Source organism: Plesiomonas sp. (assembly GCF_051650925.1).
Taxonomy (GTDB): Bacteria; Pseudomonadota; Gammaproteobacteria; order Enterobacterales; family CAMTGL01; genus Plesiomonas.
On the sequence record NZ_JBOFRH010000409.1, the window covers coordinates 1 to 19,340 of the forward strand.

15 protein-coding genes are annotated in these 19,340 nt (G+C 45.6%); 6 read left to right on the forward strand and 9 right to left on the reverse strand.

Annotated elements, in window-relative coordinates; genetic code table 11:
- On the reverse strand, positions 1 to 218 hold a 218-nt coding region (locus ACRC27_RS09465), incomplete at its 3' end, for a hypothetical protein (RefSeq protein ID WP_438639764.1).
- Positions 219 to 229: 11 nt separating this feature from the next.
- Positions 230 to 1,906, reverse strand: coding sequence for an LruC domain-containing protein (locus ACRC27_RS09470; RefSeq protein WP_438639765.1), 1,677 nt, complete (start codon positions 1,904 to 1,906; stop codon positions 230 to 232).
- A gap of 329 nt (positions 1,907 to 2,235) precedes the next feature.
- On the opposite strand from ACRC27_RS09470, the gene arsC reads away from it, so the two are divergent.
- From arsC to mgtA, 3 genes are all read left to right on the forward strand, one after another.
- Positions 2,236 to 2,670 carry an arsenate reductase (glutaredoxin) gene (gene arsC, locus ACRC27_RS09475; protein WP_438639766.1) on the forward strand — a complete coding sequence of 145 codons (435 nt, stop codon included), beginning with the start codon at positions 2,236 to 2,238 and terminating at the stop codon, positions 2,668 to 2,670.
- Positions 2,671 to 2,816: 146 nt separating this feature from the next.
- A complete protein-coding gene (locus ACRC27_RS09480) occupies positions 2,817 to 3,353 on the forward strand; it encodes a GNAT family N-acetyltransferase (RefSeq protein WP_438622082.1) in 537 nt (178 codons plus the stop codon).
- 585 nt (positions 3,354 to 3,938) lie between these two features.
- Positions 3,939 to 6,710, forward strand: coding sequence for a magnesium-translocating P-type ATPase (gene mgtA, locus ACRC27_RS09485; RefSeq protein WP_438639767.1), 2,772 nt, complete (start codon positions 3,939 to 3,941; stop codon positions 6,708 to 6,710).
- 100 nt (positions 6,711 to 6,810) lie between these two features.
- On the opposite strand, the gene ACRC27_RS09490 is transcribed toward mgtA, so the two are convergent.
- The gene (locus ACRC27_RS09490) at positions 6,811 to 7,800 is read right to left on the reverse strand and encodes a Gfo/Idh/MocA family protein (RefSeq protein ID WP_438631672.1); all 990 of its coding nucleotides are present in this window, start codon (positions 7,798 to 7,800) and stop codon (positions 6,811 to 6,813) included.
- Positions 7,801 to 8,127: 327 nt separating this feature from the next.
- On the opposite strand from ACRC27_RS09490, the gene fur reads away from it, so the two are divergent.
- The gene (fur, locus tag ACRC27_RS09495; RefSeq protein WP_438622085.1) at positions 8,128 to 8,574 is read left to right on the forward strand and encodes a ferric iron uptake transcriptional regulator; all 447 of its coding nucleotides are present in this window, start codon (positions 8,128 to 8,130) and stop codon (positions 8,572 to 8,574) included.
- Between the two features lie 165 nt (positions 8,575 to 8,739).
- On the opposite strand, the gene mepM is transcribed toward fur, so the two are convergent.
- Together mepM and znuA are read right to left on the reverse strand one after the other, a co-directional pair.
- Positions 8,740 to 10,065, reverse strand: a complete 1,326-nt coding sequence (gene mepM / locus ACRC27_RS09500; RefSeq protein ID WP_438622086.1) for a murein DD-endopeptidase MepM — start codon at positions 10,063 to 10,065, stop codon at positions 8,740 to 8,742.
- Between the two features lie 18 nt (positions 10,066 to 10,083).
- Positions 10,084 to 11,175, reverse strand: coding sequence for a zinc ABC transporter substrate-binding protein ZnuA (gene znuA, locus ACRC27_RS09505; RefSeq protein ID WP_438639768.1), 1,092 nt, complete (start codon positions 11,173 to 11,175; stop codon positions 10,084 to 10,086).
- A 113-nt stretch (positions 11,176 to 11,288) separates the two neighbouring features.
- Between znuA and znuC the strand changes: the two genes are divergently transcribed.
- Together znuC and znuB are read left to right on the forward strand one after the other, a co-directional pair.
- Positions 11,289 to 12,101 (forward strand): zinc ABC transporter ATP-binding protein ZnuC, encoded by an 813-nt coding sequence (gene znuC / locus ACRC27_RS09510; protein WP_438639769.1) that lies wholly within the window; start codon positions 11,289 to 11,291, stop codon positions 12,099 to 12,101.
- Positions 12,094 to 12,879: a zinc ABC transporter permease subunit ZnuB gene (gene znuB / locus ACRC27_RS09515; protein ID WP_438622089.1), complete on the forward strand. Its 786-nt coding sequence runs from the start codon at positions 12,094 to 12,096 to the stop codon at positions 12,877 to 12,879. Before znuC ends, znuB begins: the two co-directional genes overlap by 8 nt.
- 111 nt (positions 12,880 to 12,990) lie before the next feature.
- On the opposite strand, the gene sucD is transcribed toward znuB, so the two are convergent.
- The 4 genes from sucD to sucA form a co-directional block, all read right to left on the reverse strand.
- Complete coding sequence (gene sucD / locus ACRC27_RS09520; RefSeq protein ID WP_438622090.1) at positions 12,991 to 13,863, reverse strand: succinate--CoA ligase subunit alpha; 873 nt, start codon at positions 13,861 to 13,863, stop codon at positions 12,991 to 12,993.
- A complete protein-coding gene (gene sucC, locus ACRC27_RS09525) occupies positions 13,863 to 15,029 on the reverse strand; it encodes an ADP-forming succinate--CoA ligase subunit beta (RefSeq protein ID WP_438633695.1) in 1,167 nt (388 codons plus the stop codon). The genes sucD and sucC overlap by 1 nt, the downstream gene beginning before the upstream one ends.
- An 89-nt stretch (positions 15,030 to 15,118) precedes the next feature.
- Positions 15,119 to 16,366 carry a 2-oxoglutarate dehydrogenase complex dihydrolipoyllysine-residue succinyltransferase gene (gene odhB, locus ACRC27_RS09530; protein ID WP_438639770.1) on the reverse strand — a complete coding sequence of 416 codons (1,248 nt, stop codon included), beginning with the start codon at positions 16,364 to 16,366 and terminating at the stop codon, positions 15,119 to 15,121.
- A gap of 25 nt (positions 16,367 to 16,391) precedes the next feature.
- Positions 16,392 to 19,202, reverse strand: coding sequence for a 2-oxoglutarate dehydrogenase E1 component (gene sucA / locus ACRC27_RS09535; RefSeq protein ID WP_438622093.1), 2,811 nt, complete (start codon positions 19,200 to 19,202; stop codon positions 16,392 to 16,394).
- Between the last annotated feature and the right edge of the window lie 138 nt (positions 19,203 to 19,340).

Consider the following 19,340-nt stretch of genomic DNA (forward strand, 5'->3'; position numbering starts at 1 on the left):
ACTACCGAAACCGGTTTAGCCGGAACAGGTGCGGGTTTCACTACCGAAGCCGGTTTAGCCGGAATAGGTGCGGGTTTCACTACCGGAGCCGGTTTAGCCGGAACAGGTGCAGGTTTCACCACCGGAGCTGGTTTAGCGGGCACTGCATCTTGTGCCGTGGCAGCAAAAACCACGCTGAACGACATCGCGAGTGCAATAATCTTAGTTATCTGCTTCATCATATGCTCCTCTACTCTTCCTGCCCTTGATACAAGCGATCAACAATAGCTCGCAAGAAGTGATACCAATCGGTGTCTTTAATACCACTCGACTGTATCCACGATGGAAACGCAGGATAGCTCAGTGCAATATCAATACGTTCAGCACTTTGTGACCAGCCATCAATAAAATTCATTGCCCATGGGAAACCACGATTATTCACAAATTTTGAACTTGAGAATACAGCAGACGTATCATCTAACCGGCCATACAATGTGGTATCAAACAGCTCAGTACCGCCATATTGTGGTAAATGCACTTGCCACTTCAGACCAGGTTGAAAGCCGATATTCTCACCGTGATAGATACCGGGAGTAGCAAAAATAAAGGGGTCATACGGTGCATTGCCTAAACGCGAACGATCAATGGGCTTTTCAAATTCAACGGCCAACTGATACTGAGTGTTAATATCTTCACGGCAATCGGGTTTGGTACGGAAGTACTCACATTTTGTGGGAACGGCATCTTTCAAATCATAGCTAAATACAAACACCGCCTCACGGTGGCTCGGATCTAGGGCATACTTGTTAACTACCTCACCGTTTTTCATTAAAACGGCAGATTTAACTTCGCTCGCCTGAATTCCCGGTATACGCCATGCAAAGCCATTATGATAACCCGCACCTAATGATTGAACTTTTGCATCAATAGTCAATTGCTTAAGTGCATTCACATTATTGGAAACTTCATGCATCTGGTAGGCAATCGCGACATCATTAAAATCATAGTCACCCTGCTGCGGCCAGAGATCTTCAAACGCAACAGAAGCCCAGCGATTTTGCCCTGGATAGTAGCTATCGAACTGAATATCTGGGTTATCAATTTGAACCAATTGTTTAAAGCGTGTTGAATCAACACTATAACTTGGATTTTCCTCAGTACCCTGATTACTGATACCTTTAACTGCCTCAATCGGCGTCAACACCATCTCGGCGATAACATCGTTAAAATCGTGATCACCACCGGTACGAAATATATCTTCAAAACCGATAATTAAACTTTTGCCGGGTTGGTTAAAAAGCACCACGTTATGGAATTTTAGATCCGGTGTTGATTCAGTATTAAGTTGGCTAAGGTTATAAAAAGGCCCTTTATAACCGGCGTTATTTGTAACCTTGCCATAACTGCCACTCCAACCCCAGCCATTAGGCACAACAAACAGGCCAATGCCCTGATCTGCGGTCAACTCAACACCTTTAAGATCAACGGTATCACCGCTGACCATTTCACCATCAGGAGGTAAAGAGGCGTTAGGGAACACAATCACGTGGTTTGCAACATCAGCCGCGGTTTTTGGAGGGTTATTCACATCATAAATAAAGTAGCCTAGGCTGTTACGATAACCCGCGCCTTCACGTAAAAAGCGCAGTTTGACTGTCGCAATACCTTTAAAATCAGAATCCATCTCAATTTTAGTGTAATCATTACTGGCAATATATTCAGGTTTAACCCGAATGCCTTCCGGTAACATAGAGTAGATGTTTTTCAGGATCTGGTCTGAGGGCTGTTCATTAACTACCGCTTCAGGCTTCCCTTTCTGGCTGTAACCCACATCGGGTGCACCTGTCATCCAGCTAAACTCTACTGCACCGACCGGTACCGTGAGCATCAGGCTTGACAGAGAGATCAGTGTACTGAGTGATCGCATCACACTACTCCTAATTTACATTACGTAACTTAAAGCGTAGACGAGGATCAACAACCTGCTTAAGTCTAAATCATCAATTTTTTCCAATATATAGCGTTTAATACTTAATGCGTTGAGTATTCAGACTTATTTTCCTTAAGTAGTGCCTATTTTCTATCCAAGCCTCTATCCAACAATAATTTTATTATTACGATTGCAGTACGCTGTTATCTCAGGTGAAATAGACTCTTATGCCACACTTTTGCACCATTATAACGGCTTACCCACTGCGACTATCCGCACGGCGTGAGCAATAAGGCATTATAAGATTGTTTATTGAAGGGAAAGTTATGTCTAAACAAACCACAACTATTTATCACAACCCAGCCTGTGGAACATCACGCAACGTACTTGCAATGATCCAAAATGCGGGTATTGAACCCAATGTCATTCATTACCTTGAAACACCGCCCGATCGTGAAACCCTGCGTACTTTAATTGCAGATATCGGGCTGGGTATTCGCCCGGTTTTACGGCAAAAGTGTGCACCTTATACCGAGCTAAATCTTGATGATGCCGCGTGGAGCGATGAGCAACTGTTTGAATTTATGCTGCAACACCCTATTTTGATGAATCGGCCCATTGTGGTTACTGAGCGCGGAACAAAATTATGCCGCCCATCAGAGTTAGTATTAGATTTACTGCCGGAACAGCGTGGCGCATTTAGCAAAGAAGATGGCGAAGTGGTGATTGATGCCAACGGGCAACGTGTCGCACCGAAGTGATTTGTATTGGGTTGTAAGCGCCCATATATGTGATACAGCATGGCAATTATGATACAGGGCGAGCCGGCCCTGTGTTTACTGAAGCAAGCTCTTGCTACAGTAACAGTAAAATCAAAACCGTTCGGAAAAATCGCATAAGGTGCAACATGCAAAATCAGACGCCAACCTATACAGGGCTGCTACTGCAAACAGCCCGTTTGCGGATTGAATATCTCACATGTGCTGATGCCGAGTTTATTTGTGACTTACTCAATGATGAGGGTTTTTTACGTTACGTGGGTGATAAACAAGTGCGTAATGCCGAGCAAGCCTGCGGCTATATTGAACAAGGGCCACAGCAAAGCTATCAAAACCTTGGGTTTGGTTTATACAAAGTGGTGTTAGCTGACACATTAGTGCCAATTGGTATTTGTGGATTAATTAAACGCCCTGAACTAGCCGATGTTGATATTGGTTATGCCATGTTGCAGCCTTATGAGGGAAAAGGCTATATGCTCGAAGCAGCAAAAGCCTGCTTACAGTACGGTTATCAGCAGTTAAAATTGCCGCGCATTATTGGAATTACTGACCCCGACAATACACGCTCAATTAATGTGTTAACTCAATTAGGCCTGACTTACAGCCACACGGCATGCGTTTATACCAATGAGCCAAGCGCATTTTTTGTACCACAGTTAACCTGACTTTGTTGCTATATTTACATGCCCGTACTTTTATCACGGTGATTTTTATCGCCGTGATTTAACTTATGTGATTTAAGTTATCTTACACTCTCTTACCCCCGATTTAATTTTCCTTGGCGATTTTTCCCCGCTGAATGACGATTGGCTATTTTTTATATTATGGCTATCCAGTCAGGTTGTACCTGATTTTATACACCTATTTTACCCACGTTATGGTGCGGTTTATTCTTTGTTTACATCGGCAAGCGTACTATCTTCAGCAGCAATCGGGCATTACTCATTAATATGTGGGTATATCAGCACTGTTGCGCTCATTTTTCTGCATCATTTAAATAATGATGAAAGCATTTGTTTCTCACTGCACAGCACCGGAGGTTAACCAAACCGAATATGGACCCAGCGCCCACAGTATTAGTTCAATATCAACCAACTGTGTTCCGGTAAATCAGTGCAGTTCATTCTGTTGCCTGACCGGAACGCACGGACAGGCAACAGAGAGCGAAACGAATCCATTCGCACTCTCTGCTTGTATACCCTTTAGCCAAGCCTGAGCCTGATGCTCATGCGTAACAAAGGTGCAAGCCTATGCAATTTAATCAAATTCCAACACTACTGGTCTCTTTTTTAACCCGTAAGTTACCGCGACGCTTGGTCGCCCGCGATTCACTGCCAACACACCCTCGGCAGTGGAAAGCCCAAAAGCCGGTCACAGATCATCTTACCCAGCACTATCTTACCCATTCAGATTATGATGAAAGTACCCTTTTTACACGCTGTAAAAGCCATCCGGAAGGGTTAACCGAGAAAGAAGTTCGTGAGAAACAAGCTGAGTATGGTGAAAACATGCTCGAAGATCACTCGGCTTTACCGTGGTGGAAACATCTGTGGCACTGCTACCGTAACCCGTTTAATCTGCTGCTCACTCTGTTAGCGATTATTTCGTATGCCACTGAAGATATACAGGCAGTTGTTGTTATCGCCACTATGGTGCTGATTTCAACCTTTATGCACTTTATTCAGGAATCGCGTTCAAATAAAGCGGCTGACAAGCTCAAGGCGATGGTCTCAAATACCGCGACCGTGATCCGAAGTGATGATCTCACCGGCTACAGCAGCCAGCAAGAGATCCCGATGTCACAACTGGTACCCGGTGATATTGTGAAACTCTCTGCCGGCGATATGATCCCCGCAGATCTTTGCATTATCAAAGCGAAAGATCTGTTTATCAGCCAAGCCTCTTTAACCGGTGAGTCCATTCCAGTTGAAAAATCAGTACTCCGCTATCGTGAATCACCTTCTAACCCGCAAATTGGCCAACAATTTGATAGTTCAGCAGAAAACAACATGCATGATCCTCTTCAGCGTGAAAATCTCTGCTTTATGGGAACTAACGTAGTCAGCGGTACGGCTATTGCTGTGGTTATCGGTACCGGAAAAAATACCTATTTTGGTACTCTTGCCGAGCGGGTTATTCGTCAACATGATGAACCGAATGCCTTTCAAACCGGTTTAAGCAAAGTCAGCTGGCTATTAATCCGCTTTATGCTGGTGATGACACCGGTTGTTTTGCTGATCAACGGTTTTACCAAAGGCGACTGGTGGGAAGCGGCGCTGTTTGCACTCTCTGTTGCTGTCGGCCTGACCCCTGAAATGCTGCCAATGATCGTCACATCAACACTGGCAAGAGGTGCAGTTAAGCTGTCAAAGCAGAAGGTAATCGTCAAGCGTCTTGATGCAATCCAAAACTTTGGTGCAATGGATGTACTCTGTACCGATAAAACCGGAACCCTCACTCAGGATAAGATCGTTCTTGAACGCCACACAGATATTGAAGGCAAGCCGTGTGAACAGGTTCTGCGTTATGCGTGGTTAAACAGTTACTATCAAACCGGCCTGAAAAATCTGCTGGATGTTGCTGTGCTGGAAAAAGGGGCAGATAAAAATCTGGCGGTGACCGGCCTTGATTTGGGGCTTGGGCTTGGTCTGCACAAAGTAGATGAAATCCCGTTTGATTTTGAGCGTCGCCGTATGTCGGTTGTGGTTCGCGCAACAAATGGGCCAGATGAGCTTATTTGTAAAGGCGCACTTGAAGAGATCCTTGCGGTCTGTACGCATGCGCGCATTAACGAAGAGGTGGTTTCACTTTCTGGTGATCGTCTTGAGGCGGTGCGCACTATTACCCGTGATCTTAATCAACAAGGGTTGCGCGTTGTTGCCGTTGCCAGTAAAACGTTAGTTGATCACAGCGATCAATACAGTGTTACTGATGAGTATGAGTTGATTCTGGAAGGCTACATTGCTTTTCTCGATCCCCCAAAAGAGACCACAGCTCCAGCTCTTTCTGCATTAAAGGCCAACGGCATACAGGTAAAAATCCTGACTGGTGATAATGAACTGGTTGCCGCAAAAGTGTGCCACGATGTTGGGCTTGATGCCGGAAGTATTTTACTCGGAACACACGTTGATCAGCTCAGTGACGTAGAGCTGGCCAGCGCCGTCACAAATACCACCGTCTTTGCCAAACTCACCCCCCTGCACAAAGAGAGGATAGTGCAAACCCTGCGCGCAGAGGGCCATGTGGTTGGTTTTATGGGCGATGGCATTAATGATGCCCCTGCACTGCGCGCTGCTGATATTGGTATTTCGGTTGATTCAGCGGTTGATATTGCCAAAGAAGCGGCTGATATTATTTTGCTGGAAAAAAGCTTGATGGTACTCGAACAGGGGGTTCTTGAAGGGCGCAAAACGTTTGCCAACATGCTGAAGTACATTAAAATCACAGCCAGCTCGAATTTTGGTAATGTTTTTAGTGTACTGATTGCCAGTGCATTTCTGCCCTTTTTACCGATGCTACCCATTCATTTACTGATCCAAAATCTGCTATACGATATCTCACAAGTGGCCATTCCATTTGATAATGTCGATGACGATCAGCTGACAACTCCGCAACGCTGGAATACAGATGAACTCGGCAAGTTTATGCTATTTTTCGGCCCAATCAGCTCTATCTTTGATGTTTTGACCTATTGTCTGATGTGGTATGTGTTCAAAGCCGATAACGTGGGTGCACAAACTCTGTTCCAGTCTGGCTGGTTTGTCGAAGGGTTGTTATCACAAACATTGATTGTGCATATGATCCGTACCCGTAAGATCCCATTCCTACAAAGCCGGCCATCGTGGATTTTAATGGTAATGACAATGGTTGTTGTCGTTGTGGGTATCGGGCTGGTCTTTTCACCGTTGGCACCGTACTTACAGCTTGAAGCGCTTCCTTTAAGCTACTTCCCGTGGCTATTGCTCATCCTCAGCGGGTATATGGTACTGACTCAAACCGTGAAACGCTGGTTTGTTCATTAATCAGTAGATTTTACACCAATACACAACGTGTATTGCGGGAACGCGCTCATCAGCGTGAGCGCTTCCCGCTTAATTCATAATATAGCGTGCCAACTGAGCCCTATAACTGATTCAAATCAGCCGGATAAGTGACTCCAATCTGCATTCTTGCCTCCGTCAGCACTTTGCTGATTAAGCGGCTTCGCGCTAGCTCCGCGTGATTGACATCTCCACGTTCAATCAAATCGGCAAACACCTGCACCTCATACAACATGGTATTCTCTGCCTGTTCACGGGTTAAATCCTGCATATCGCCGTTACGGGGATAAAAATGCACCGTATCACACTCAGAGATATGTGAAATAACCAGCGTACCCAGCTCCCCCTGAATCTCACTCGCTACGACACCATCACTCACTTTGGAATGGCTGATAACAACATCAAAATCAGGGTACTGCATCAACAACGAGCCATGCGCATCAGCGCCAGAAGCCAGCAGTGTTCCGGTAGCCATGACCTTATTGGGTTCACCAAACAAATTTAACGCCACACCCAGCGGATAAATACCAATATCCACCAGTGAGCCATTTGATAACTCAGGATTAAACGTATTCGGGTTCTCACCAGCAAGATAACGCGGGTAACGTGAAGAGAACTGACAATAGGTAAAGTGCACTTTACGAAGCGTACCCAACTGTGGCAACGCCTGCTCAATAGCCATAAAATTTGGGTTATAACGCGTTTTGAGAGCTTCAAATAACACCACATTATTTTGCTGGGCAATCGCTATCAGTGATTCGACCTCCCCGCTATTTGACGCCAGTGGTTTTTCTGATATGACATGTTTACCATGCTGCAAAAACAGAGCAGCTTGTGGATAATGCAATGCATTCGGGCTAGCAATATACACCGCATCCAGTTCCGGATCGGCGGCCATAGCTGCAATATCCGTATAAAAGTTACAAGGTGTACTGTATTCTTCAGCAAATGCTTGTGCGGTTATTAACTCACGTGAATAGACCGCACTAAGCTGTAGTCGGCCACTGCTGTGCGCTGCCTGACAAAATTTATGGCTAATCCAGTTTGTGCCAATCACCGCAAAACGAATCATCCCTACATCCCCTTATAGGCAAAAACACAGCCTAACACTAACCTTCTTATGATGAGTAGCGGCAGCTCACACACATAACAACAGCAAACAAATCAGCTATGCGTGATATAACAGAGATAAGACTGGCGTGAAACAACTCTCGGTTTGTACTGTAACCTATGCTCGCCACAAGCATACCAACACACGGTATACTCTGATTTAGACAAAGCAAGGCAGATTTAACGGTTTTAAGTTGATCACGCAACTCTTATAATACCTAACAAGATCATTTTTACTCCGGCATGGATTACCTCTGCCTCGACTATAAAAATCAGGAACGCTGGATATATGACAGACAACAACACTGCGCTAAAAAAAGCGGGGCTTAAAGTTACTTTACCGCGCCTTAAAATTCTTGAATTGTTGCAAACAGGCAATTGCCAACACATCAGTGCCGAAGACTTGTATAAAAAGCTAATTGATGTGGGTGAAGAGATTGGTTTAGCAACAGTTTATCGGGTTCTCAACCAGTTTGATGATGCAGGTATTGTCAGCCGACATAATTTTGAAGGTGGAAAATCTGTTTTTGAGCTAACGCAACAACACCATCACGATCACTTAATCTGTTTAGATTGCGGTAAAGTGATTGAGTTTAGTGATGACGTCATTGAGCAACGCCAAAAAGAAATTGCTAGCCGTTACGGGATCCGGTTAACCAACCACAGCCTGTATATGTATGGCCACTGTGCTGATGGCGATTGCCGCCAAGACCCAACCCAACACGATCTTAAGTAACGCAGGTAAACCGGCTTACACTCTGCTCATCGCACGCAGCCAATAACAGGCTGAAGACGCAGAAAGTCAGGTATCCGACATAAAAAAAGCAGCGCAATTATTCATTGCACTGCTTTTTTTTGTTCCTGCCCGTTGAGAACATAACCGGCAGGAAGAGATATACTCTTAATCGAGCGTTAACTGCGGTAAAAACTCTTTTGTTCTTGCCAAGAACGAGCGGCGATCTTTACCAGCAAGGCCATCAGACATTGGCAGTTTTACTTTTAACGGGTCAACCGCACGGCCATTAAGCAAAAATTCATAGTGAAGATGTGGCCCAGTCGAACGTCCCGTATTACCAGATAGCGCAACTCGATCACCTTTTTTCACTTTCTGCCCCTGCTTAACCAACAGTTTGCTCAAGTGCAAAAAACGCGTTTGATACTGGCGACCCAAACGGATAACAACGTAATTACCGGCATAAGGGTGATAACCAGCTTTCACGACTTCACCGTCACCGATAGATAATACTGGTGTTCCAATTGGTGCGGCAAAATCAACACCGTTATGCGGTGCAATACGTTTAGTCACCGGATGCAAACGACGCGGATTAAAGTTAGATGAAATACGGAACTGTTTTAACGTCGGTAAACGTAAGAAACCTTTCGCTAAACCAGAACCCTCACGATTATAGAAACGGCCATCTTCTGCCTGAATTGCGTAATAATCTTTACCCGCTGTATTCAAACGTACCGCTTTTACTTCACCTGAACCGGTCACTTTTCCATCAAGAAACTCGCGCGACATCAGCACACTGAATTTATCGCCTTTTTTGAGCTTACGAAAATCAACCTGCCACTGTAGTGCTTTTGTTACCTGTTGAATTTCGCGAGTAGATAAACCAGCAGCTTTTGCACTGGCCACAAAGCTACCATTGACCGTACCGGCAACACGGTCATTTTGCCATGCCCCCTGCATTGTCTGTACAGTGCGCTTATAGGTTCCGTTTGCATTACGATCATAGACACGAGTATCACGGTTATTAACAACCCAACTTAGCTGCTGTAAACCACCGTCATCACTCAACTTCCATGATAACTCTTGACCAATTCCCAGTTTTTGCACTTCAGGGTTACTTTTGGTCAGTGCATGAATATCCGACATATCAATGCCGTATTGCGTCAAAATACTGCCGAGAGTTTCACCACTCTCAACCGTATGCTCGTGTACCGCCTCTTCCATTTTCTGATCCAGATCGTCTTTTTCTGGTTCAAGCTCAGGTGCATCATTCGGCATGACCTGATCTAACGGTTCACTGGCTTCCGGCTGTAATGCCCGCTGTGTCTCAATATCATCCAGCGGTACTTCTCGCGTCAACGGCGCACTATGATGCAATACAGGATTCCACGCTGCGACCGTTAACGTCAGCACCGTGAGCATCCCTAAAAGCATTTTATGTAATCGTGGCAGGCTGTTGAGAGCTAGTGAGACAGACCTGACAAATTCTTGCACTTTGTTACCTCAATTTTTTTATTTCCCCAAGCAGCTAGCGTATTGTCGAGAGAGCTGCTCAAGAAACTGAATATAGCTGTCCTTGCCGAGAGAAACCTTCTCACCGAGAGGATCAAGCGTGCCAATATTAACCGATGTACCCCGTGTTACAGCATTAACCACCGAAGGCCTAAACTGAGGTTCAGTAAATACACAAGTCACGTTTTGCTGCTGAATTTTCTGCTTAATTTCCTTTAACGTTCTAGCTCCAGGCGCTACCTCAGGATTAACCGTGAAGTGCCCAACGTTATGTAAACCGGCAAAAGACTCAAAGTACCCATACCCGTCATGAAACACAATATACGCATTATTTTGTACAGGGCGGAGTATGCTACCAACTTTTTCAGGTAAATGCGCAATTTGCATTTTAAAATCTTGAAGATTGGCATCTAATTTGTCTTTTTGTTCTGGAAAAAGTTCCAATAAATGTTTATGAATTGCAACGGCTGTATGTAAAGCAATCGAAGGTGACATCCAGACATGTAAATCAACTGAGCCATGGTTGTGCCCATCATGGCTAACTGCACTTGTAATCGGTGCGGTTTGCTCTGTTTTTTCAGTGCTCACTCCAGTATGAGTAGCGTGCTCTGCCACTGTTTTTTGAGCTTCATGCTCATGATGTTCATGTGCGTGATGTAAGTCATCCTCATGATGATCTGCGGGCGTCTGACTAGCATGATCATGATCGGTATGGCTGTGCTCTGTGACGCCTTCTTTTGCTGCTGTCTTATTATCGTCATCATCATGTAAAAGTGGTATGACTGACGACAATGTTTTTACCTGAATTTGTTGTGAAAGATCTTTTTCCGCGAGGGGCTTCACTAAAAAAGGTTCCATTTCATTACCAACCCACACCACCAAATCAGATCCCTGAATACGCTTAATATCTGAAGGGCGTAGCGCATAATCATGTGGTGAAGCGCCATTTGGCAATAACACTTCTGTAGTTGTTACTCCATCAGCAATCGCTGACGCAATAAAACCCAAGGGCTTTACTGAAGTCAGTACGTACGCTGACGCATTAAAAGTGGGTAGAACAAACAAACTCAGTAGACAAATACGCTTAATCATACAAAAATCTCTGCTAGACCTAGAACGATAGTGTTATAATATAACATTACATCTTTTAAAGATGAATCATCTTTTATGCATCCTTTTTCAGGAGCACTGGCCCAACGCCCATTATGTCGCAATCAACTCTATTTCATTCAGCTACACCGGATACTGATGGATCGCCCTCAGCATTGATTGAACTGAAAAATATCAATGTTACTTTTGGTGATAAAACAGTACTTAATAACATTTCACTGTCTATCCATAAGCAGAAAATCATTACGCTATTGGGGCCAAATGGTGCTGGAAAATCAACACTGGTCCGTACAGTTTTAGGCTTAATTACCCCAACAGCAGGCCAAATTATCCGTAAAAAAGGATTAAAAATTGGCTACGTTCCGCAAAAATTACACCTTGATACCACGCTACCACTAACGGTAAAACGCTTTCTCTCATTGAAAAAAAATGGCCATCTCAGTGAGATCTCAACTGCACTTTCACAGGTAAAAGCGCTCCATTTACTTGATCAGCCTATGCAAAAACTTTCAGGTGGTGAAACACAGCGGGTTTTGCTAGCTCGTGCGCTCATCAACCAGCCGGATATTTTAGTTCTTGATGAACCAATGCAGGGTGTTGATGTTAATGGTCAGATGGCACTGTATGATCTCATCACTGTACTACGCGATACTCTCCACTGCGGTGTACTGATGGTTTCGCATGATCTGCATTTAGTGATGGCAAAAACCGATGAAGTGCTCTGTATTAACCAGCATATTTGCTGCTCAGGCACGCCCGAGCATATTTCACATCATCCCGAATTTTTATCTATGTTTGGTGGGCAATTGCCAAAGAAATTAGCGGTATACCAACATCATCATGATCATGCGCATGGCCTAAATGGTTGTGTGATTCACTCCATCACCAAAGGAGCTAAGCATGATTGAGATTTTGCTCCCCGGCTGGCTGGCCGGAATGCTGTTAACGCTGGCAACTGGCCCATTGGGCTCTTTTGTGGTTTGGCGCAGGATGGCCTATTTTGGTGATACGCTGGCACACGCTTCATTATTAGGCGTTGCACTTGGATTTCTGCTGGATGTAAACCCCTACTTTACGATTTTAGGGCTTACAGTAGTATTAGGTGCTGGTCTTGTTTGGCTAGAACGTAAACCTTATCTCGCCATTGATACCCTGCTGGGCATTTTGGCACACAGTAGCTTATCGTTAGGTCTTGTGACCGTCAGCCTGATGAGCGATGTTCGTGTTGATTTAATGGCCTATCTGTTTGGCGATCTGCTCGCCATCACGTGGGGAGATATCAGCTGGATCTGTATTGGTTCACTGACTGTACTTGCGGTACTTCGCTGGCAATGGGATGCTCTGCTTTCTGTCACCATTAACCCGGAACTGGCCTATGTTGATGGTATTAACCTAAATAAAATGCGGCTGTTACTGATGCTGACAACCGCAATTACTATCGGATTAGCCATGAAGTTTGTTGGCGCTCTGATAATCACCTCGTTATTGATTATCCCCGCCGCAACAGCACGCCGGTTCTCACGCACACCAGAACAAATGGCCGGTTTTGCCACATTATTTGGTATGTTATCCGTTACCGGTGGTTTACTGCTCTCATGGGAATATGACACACCCGCAGGGCCTTCGGTTGTTATCTGCTCTGCAGCGTTGTTTATACTCAGCTTATGTAAAACACAAAAAGCATAAAACAAAAAACGCCTCTTCAAAGAGGCGTTTTTATGGGTACATATTTGGGAAATCACTTCACTCAGTCACTGTACGCTTAAATCTCATGACCGAGCAAGCTTCATTCCGCGCTTACCAACCGGTAACTTCACGCAATGCAGCACCGATATCGGCTAATGAACGTACCGTTTTAACGCCAGCATCTTCAAGCGCTGCAAATTTCTCATCTGCCGTTCCTTTTCCGCCAGAGATAATCGCCCCCGCATGCCCCATTCGTTTACCTTTTGGTGCAGTAACACCGGCAATATAAGACACGACAGGCTTGGTCACATTCGCCTTAATAAAGGCAGCCGCTTCTTCCTCTGCACTGCCACCGATTTCACCAATCATCACAATAGCTTCTGTTTTGGGATCATCTTGGAACAGGCGCAAAATATCAATAAATGTAGAACCAGGGATCGGATCACCACCAATACCTACACAGGTAGACTGACCAAAACCTTCATCCGTCGTCTGTTTCACCGCTTCATAAGTCAGCGTACCAGAGCGAGAAACAATGCCCACACGTCCTGGAAGATGAATATGGCCAGGCATAATCCCAATCTTACACTCACCCGGTGTAATCACACCTGGACAGTTAGGGCCGATCATCCGCACACCGCTCTGCTCAAGGCGTACTTTAACCTGCAACATATCCAGCGTTGGAATACCTTCAGTGATACAAACAATCAGTTCAATACCAGCATCAATAGCTTCTAAAATGGCATCTTTACAAAATGGTGCGGGAACATAAATCACTGATGCGGTAGCACCGGTCACTTCGACTGCATCACGCACGGTATTAAATACCGGTAAATCTAAGTGATACGAACCCCCTTTACCCGGTGAAACACCACCGACTAAACGTGTGCCGTATGCCAGCGCCTGTTCAGAGTGAAACGTGCCCTGCCCGCCAGTAAAACCTTGGCAAATAACCTTGGTATTCTTATCAATCAGAATAGACATTATTTACCCTCCGCAGCATGAACAACTTGCTGAGCAGCATCGGTCAAACTGGTTGCAGCAATGATATTTAATCCACTGTCTGCCAGTTTTTTCGCACCTAACTCCGCATTATTACCTTCTAAACGCACAACTACCGGAATACTGACACCGACTTCTTCCACAGCACCAATAATACCGTCAGCAATCAGATCACAGCGCACTATTCCGCCAAAAATATTGACCAGTACCGCTTTCACATTCTCATCAGATAAGATGATTTTAAAAGCCTCAGTCACACGCTCTTTCGTTGCACCACCGCCAACATCCAAGAAGTTAGCCGGTGCACCGCCATGCAGTTTGACGATATCCATGGTGCCCATCGCCAAACCTGCGCCATTAACCATACAACCTATATTGCCCTCAAGTGCAACATAGTTGATTTCCCACTGCGCAGCATGTGCTTCACGCTGATCTTCTTGTGACGGATCTTGCATTGCACGCAGTGCCGGTTGGCGATACAACGCATTGGAGTCGACTACAATTTTTGCATCAAGGCAGTGTAAATTCCCGGCGGTAGTGATCACCAGTGGGTTCACCTCGAGCAGAGCCAAGTCACTTTCGATAAACAGCTTACCTAGCCCCATAAAAATATGGGTAAACTGACGGATTTGCTCACCGGTTAAGCCTAATTTAAACGCAAGCTCACGGCCCTGATACGGCTGAGGCCCACAAATAGGATCAAGTGCGGCTTTGTGGATAAGCTCAGGTGTTTTTGCAGCAACCGTCTCAATATCCACACCGCCTTCGGTTGATGCCATAAACACCACCCGACGCGTAGCACGATCGACCACCGCGCCTAAATACAGCTCTTTAGCTATATCAGTACAGCTCTCAACTAAAATGGTATTGACTGGCTGACCTTTAGCATCAGTCTGATAAGTAACTAAATTTTTACCCAGCCACTGATCGGCAAACGCGCGAATTTCATCTTTTGATTTTGCCAGTTTCACACCGCCCGCTTTACCACGGCCACCTGCATGTACCTGACATTTTACAACCCAGCAATCTCCACCAATTTTATCGGCAGCATCAATAGCTTCCTGCTGAGAACGGCACGCATAACCTTCCGATACTGGTAGGCCATACTGTGCGAACAACTGTTTACCCTGATATTCATGCAAATTCATGATGTTCTATCCGTGTTAATGATCTATTCCTGGGTGTCATTGCTTGAAATAGCCCGGTCTTTTTCGACTGCCGGGCCTTATTACTCTGATTAAATATCGAGTAAAAGTCGGGTTGGGTCTTCAAGCAGATCTTTTACTGTCACCAAGAAGCTGACCGATTCACGGCCATCAATTAAGCGGTGATCATAAGAGAGTGCCAGATACATCATTGGTAAAATCTGCACCTGACCATTTACCGCCATTGGGCGGTCTTTGATCGCATGCATACCAAGAATTGCACTTTGTGGTGGGTTAATAATCGGAGTCGACATTAATGAGCCAAACACGCCACCATTGGTAATGGTGAAATTACCACCGGTAAGGTCTTCAACCGTTAATTTACCGTCGCGCCCTTTTTCTGCCAGCGCTTTAATGCTTTTTTCAATATCCGCCAGACTGAGTACATCACCGTCACGCAGCACCGGTGTCACCAATCCACGTGGTGTAGAAACGGCCATGCTAATATCAAAATAGTTATGATAAACAACATCATCACCATCAATAGAGGCATTAATTTCAGGGAAGCGTTTTAACGCTTCAACCACGGCTTTCACATAGAAAGACATAAAGCCCAAACGGACACCATGACGCTTTTCAAACACATCGCCGTATTGCTTACGCAAATCCATGATAGGTTTCATGTTAACTTCGTTAAACGTTGTTAACATTGCCGTTGTATTTTTCGCCTCTAACAAACGCTCAGCAATACGCTTACGCAAGCGTGTCATCGGTACGCGTTTTTCACTGCGATGCGCTAAAGGTGTAGGAGCAGATACAGGTGTAGATACCGGTTTGGTATTGCTAACCGCACTTACCGCCGGCGTAGCTTTTAAGCTACGCATATCTTGTACAAATTTCTCGACATCTTCACGAGTGATGCGACCACCCACCCCTGAACCTTTGATCTGTGCCGGATCAATATTGTGCTCTGATACTAAACGGCGTACAGCAGGGCTTAATGCATCAGAAGACTCTTCAGACAATCCTGCAGTATGGCGTTGTGCCGGTGTCGACTCTGGCTCAGACACTTTTGCCGACGTTGGCTCACCTGCCACAGCAATCGGGCGAACGCGGCCAATCAGTTGACGGCCAATCACCGTTGCGCCCTCATCTTCTAACACGCTATCAAGCACACCGTTCTCTGTTGCGGGAACTTCTAGCACCACTTTATCAGTTTCAATTTCAACTAAAACTTCATCGCGCTCTACACTATCACCCGGTTTTTTACGCCAGGTAGCAATCGTGGCATCTGCCACAGACTCGGGCAAATCGGGAACTAAAATATCAATACTGCTCATATCTAACATCCTTCGTTATACGTTCTTATTCCGTGCGCAAGGCATCTTCTACTAGATCTTTTTGTTGTTTCGTGTGCAAAGACATATACCCGACAGCCGGTGATGCTGATGCCGGACGCCCTGCGTACGCCAATGTCGCATCGGCAGGGATCACCTGACGGAAATTATGTTGGCTACAATACCAAGCGCCTTGATTTAACGGCTCTTCCTGACACCACACATAATCGGTCACATGCGCATAAGGTTGTAATAGTTCACGCACAGTATCGTAAGGGAAAGGGTATAGCTGCTCTATCCGCATAATGGCAACATCAGTCTGCCCATTCTTACGGCGTTGTTCTAACAGGTCGTAATACACCTTGCCTGAACACAATACAACGCGCGTGACCCCTTTCGGATCAAGTGCATCAATTTCACCAATAGCCGGAAGGAATGCACCATGAGCGAGCTCTTCTAAACTTGAAACAGCAAGCGGATGACGCAATAACGATTTCGGTGACATAACCACGAGCGGACGACGCATCGGGCGTACAGATTGACGGCGCAGCATGTGGTAAACCTGTGCCGGAGTTGAAGGCACACAAACCTGCATATTTTGTTCAGCGCACAATTGTAAATAACGTTCTAAACGGGCTGAGGAGTGCTCAGGGCCTTGACCTTCATAGCCATGCGGCAATAACAAGGTGACGCCACACATGCGGCCCCACTTTTGCTCACCTGAGCTGATAAATTGGTCAATAACCACCTGTGCACCGTTAGCAAAATCACCAAACTGCGCTTCCCAAATAACCAAAGAGCTTGGTTCTGCGGTCGCATAGCCGTACTCAAATGCCAGCACTGCAGCCTCAGAGAGTACAGAATCCCAAACTTCAAATTGCCCCTGACCATGATGAATATTCGATAACGGAACATACACACTGGCATCATTTTGGTTATGTAAGACAGCATGACGGTGGAAAAACGTTCCGCGACCGGCATCTTGACCAGATAAACGCACATCAACGGATTCATCCAGCAAAGTGGCATATGCCAGTGTTTCAGCAAAGCCCCAATCAAGCAGACGATTGCCTTCGGTCATCTCTTTGCGATCAGCATAAATTTTTTCAACACGCGGGTGCAGCACATGGTTTTCAGGATATTGGCAAACTCGGCGACCGAGCTCCTGCAAACGGGTCAGATCAACCGTAGACTGATACTCAATATTCCAGTCGTGCCCCAAATAAGGTGCCCAGTCAACCGAATGCATCTGCATCGGACGCCATTCAGGAACAACACAGTCTCCCTTATCAAGCGCATCACGATAGCCATTGACCATTTCAGTTGCATCTTCCTGCAAAATAATGCCTTTCTCAATCAAACGATCAGCATAGATTTTACGTGGTGTAGGATGCTTTTTAATCTTTTGATACATCAGAGGCTGAGTTGCATTTGGCTCATCAGCTTCGTTATGCCCGTGACGGCGATAGCAGACTAAATCAATCACCACATCACGTTTAAATTCAAAACGGTAATCAAGTGCTAAACGGGCGACAAACGCAACCGCTTCAGGATCATCGGCATTGACATGGAAAATAGGTGCCTGCACCATTTTCGCGATATCAGTACAGTACTGTGTTGAGCGCGTATCTTTCGGGTTTGATGTGGTAAAGCCGACCTGATTGTTAATCACCAAGCGGATCGTACCACCCGCTTTATAACCCCGCGCCTGAGACATATTAAATGTCTCTTGCACTACCCCTTGCCCCGCAATGGCGGAGTCACCATGAATGGTGATCGGCAATACCGTGCTGCCCTCTGTATCCCCTAAACGATCTTGTCTGGCGCGAACTGAACCCACCACCACGGGGTTAACAATTTCAAGGTGAGAGGGGTTAAATGCCAACGCTAAATGTACAGCACCTTGCTCGGTTGCAAAGTCAGAAGAGAAACCTTGATGATATTTCACATCACCGGTTCCCCAGCCTTCATCATGCTTACCAGCAAATGCATCGAACAAATCCGCCGGTTTTTTACCCAGAACGTTAACCAACATATTCAAACGGCCGCGGTGTGCCATACCCATAACAATTTCACGGGTACCGTGTTTTGCCGCGCCACGAATCAGCTCTTTAACCATCGGGATCATCGCATCGCCGCCTTCCAGAGAAAAACGCTTTGCACCTGGGAAGCGAGCACCGATATAACGTTCTAACCCTTCAGCCGCTGTCAGCTCAGCCAAAAACATCTGCTGCTCAAGTGGCGTAAATTCTGGTTTACCCTGCACTGACTCTAAACGTTGCTGAATCCAACGCTTCTCTTCAGTATTAGTGATGTGCATGTACTCCGCGCCAATCGGCCCGCAGTAGGTATCTTTCAGCGCTTGATAAAGCGCCGATAGTTGCAAGGTATCTTGTCCGCACGCAAATGAGCCGACATTAAAACTTGTCGAGAAATCCTCTGCATTTAGCGTGTGGAAGTCGGGGTTAAGATCAGCAACCGGATCTTGTTTCCACAAACCGAGCGGATCTAAATTTGCCTGCTGGTGTCCGCGAAAACGGAACGCATTAATCAACTGCAATACGCGGACTTGTTTTGCATCAGCTTCAGGATCAGTCACCGCACAACCGCTATAACGCGAGGAGTCTTGTGCTAAACGACGAAAGTAATCCCTTACCCGTGAGTGAGGCTGCTCAGGTGTAATATTGACCGTTGGTAAACGGTCAAATACCGCACGCCAATTATCGTCTACACTTGTAGGGTCAGTCAGGTAGTCCTCATAGAGCTGCTCAACATAGGTTTGATTAGCTCCGGCCAGAGGTGATGATTCTAACCAGTCTTGAATGGCTCCGTTTTCCATCTTAATCCCTTTTATATTATTTGTTGTTTTTGCCGTGGCTTCTGTTCGGGTGGGAAAACCGAACATTCTGATTATGGTTTGTACCTGTTACTTGATGTAACTATTGCTTTAATCGTTCTAATCACGCATTACAACGTG

Excerpts from the sequence above, each read along its gene's own strand:
- ACRC27_RS09470 (WP_438639765.1), bottom strand. The coding sequence starts at position 1,906 with ATGCGATCACTCAGTACACTGATCTCTCTGTCAAGCCTGATGCTCACG.
- arsC (WP_438639766.1), top strand. The coding sequence starts at position 2,236 with ATGTCTAAACAAACCACAACTATTTATCACAACCCAGCCTGTGGAACA.
- ACRC27_RS09480 (WP_438622082.1), top strand. The coding sequence starts at position 2,817 with ATGCAAAATCAGACGCCAACCTATACAGGGCTGCTACTGCAAACAGCC.
- mgtA (WP_438639767.1), top strand. The coding sequence starts at position 3,939 with ATGCAATTTAATCAAATTCCAACACTACTGGTCTCTTTTTTAACCCGT.
- ACRC27_RS09490 (WP_438631672.1), bottom strand. The coding sequence starts at position 7,800 with ATGATTCGTTTTGCGGTGATTGGCACAAACTGGATTAGCCATAAATTT.
- fur (WP_438622085.1), top strand. The coding sequence starts at position 8,128 with ATGACAGACAACAACACTGCGCTAAAAAAAGCGGGGCTTAAAGTTACT.
- znuA (WP_438639768.1), bottom strand. The coding sequence starts at position 11,175 with ATGATTAAGCGTATTTGTCTACTGAGTTTGTTTGTTCTACCCACTTTT.
- znuC (WP_438639769.1), top strand. The coding sequence starts at position 11,289 with ATGTCGCAATCAACTCTATTTCATTCAGCTACACCGGATACTGATGGA.
- znuB (WP_438622089.1), top strand. The coding sequence starts at position 12,094 with ATGATTGAGATTTTGCTCCCCGGCTGGCTGGCCGGAATGCTGTTAACG.
- sucD (WP_438622090.1), bottom strand. The coding sequence starts at position 13,863 with ATGTCTATTCTGATTGATAAGAATACCAAGGTTATTTGCCAAGGTTTT.
- sucC (WP_438633695.1), bottom strand. The coding sequence starts at position 15,029 with ATGAATTTGCATGAATATCAGGGTAAACAGTTGTTCGCACAGTATGGC.
- odhB (WP_438639770.1), bottom strand. The coding sequence starts at position 16,366 with ATGAGCAGTATTGATATTTTAGTTCCCGATTTGCCCGAGTCTGTGGCA.
- sucA (WP_438622093.1), bottom strand. The coding sequence starts at position 19,202 with ATGGAAAACGGAGCCATTCAAGACTGGTTAGAATCATCACCTCTGGCC.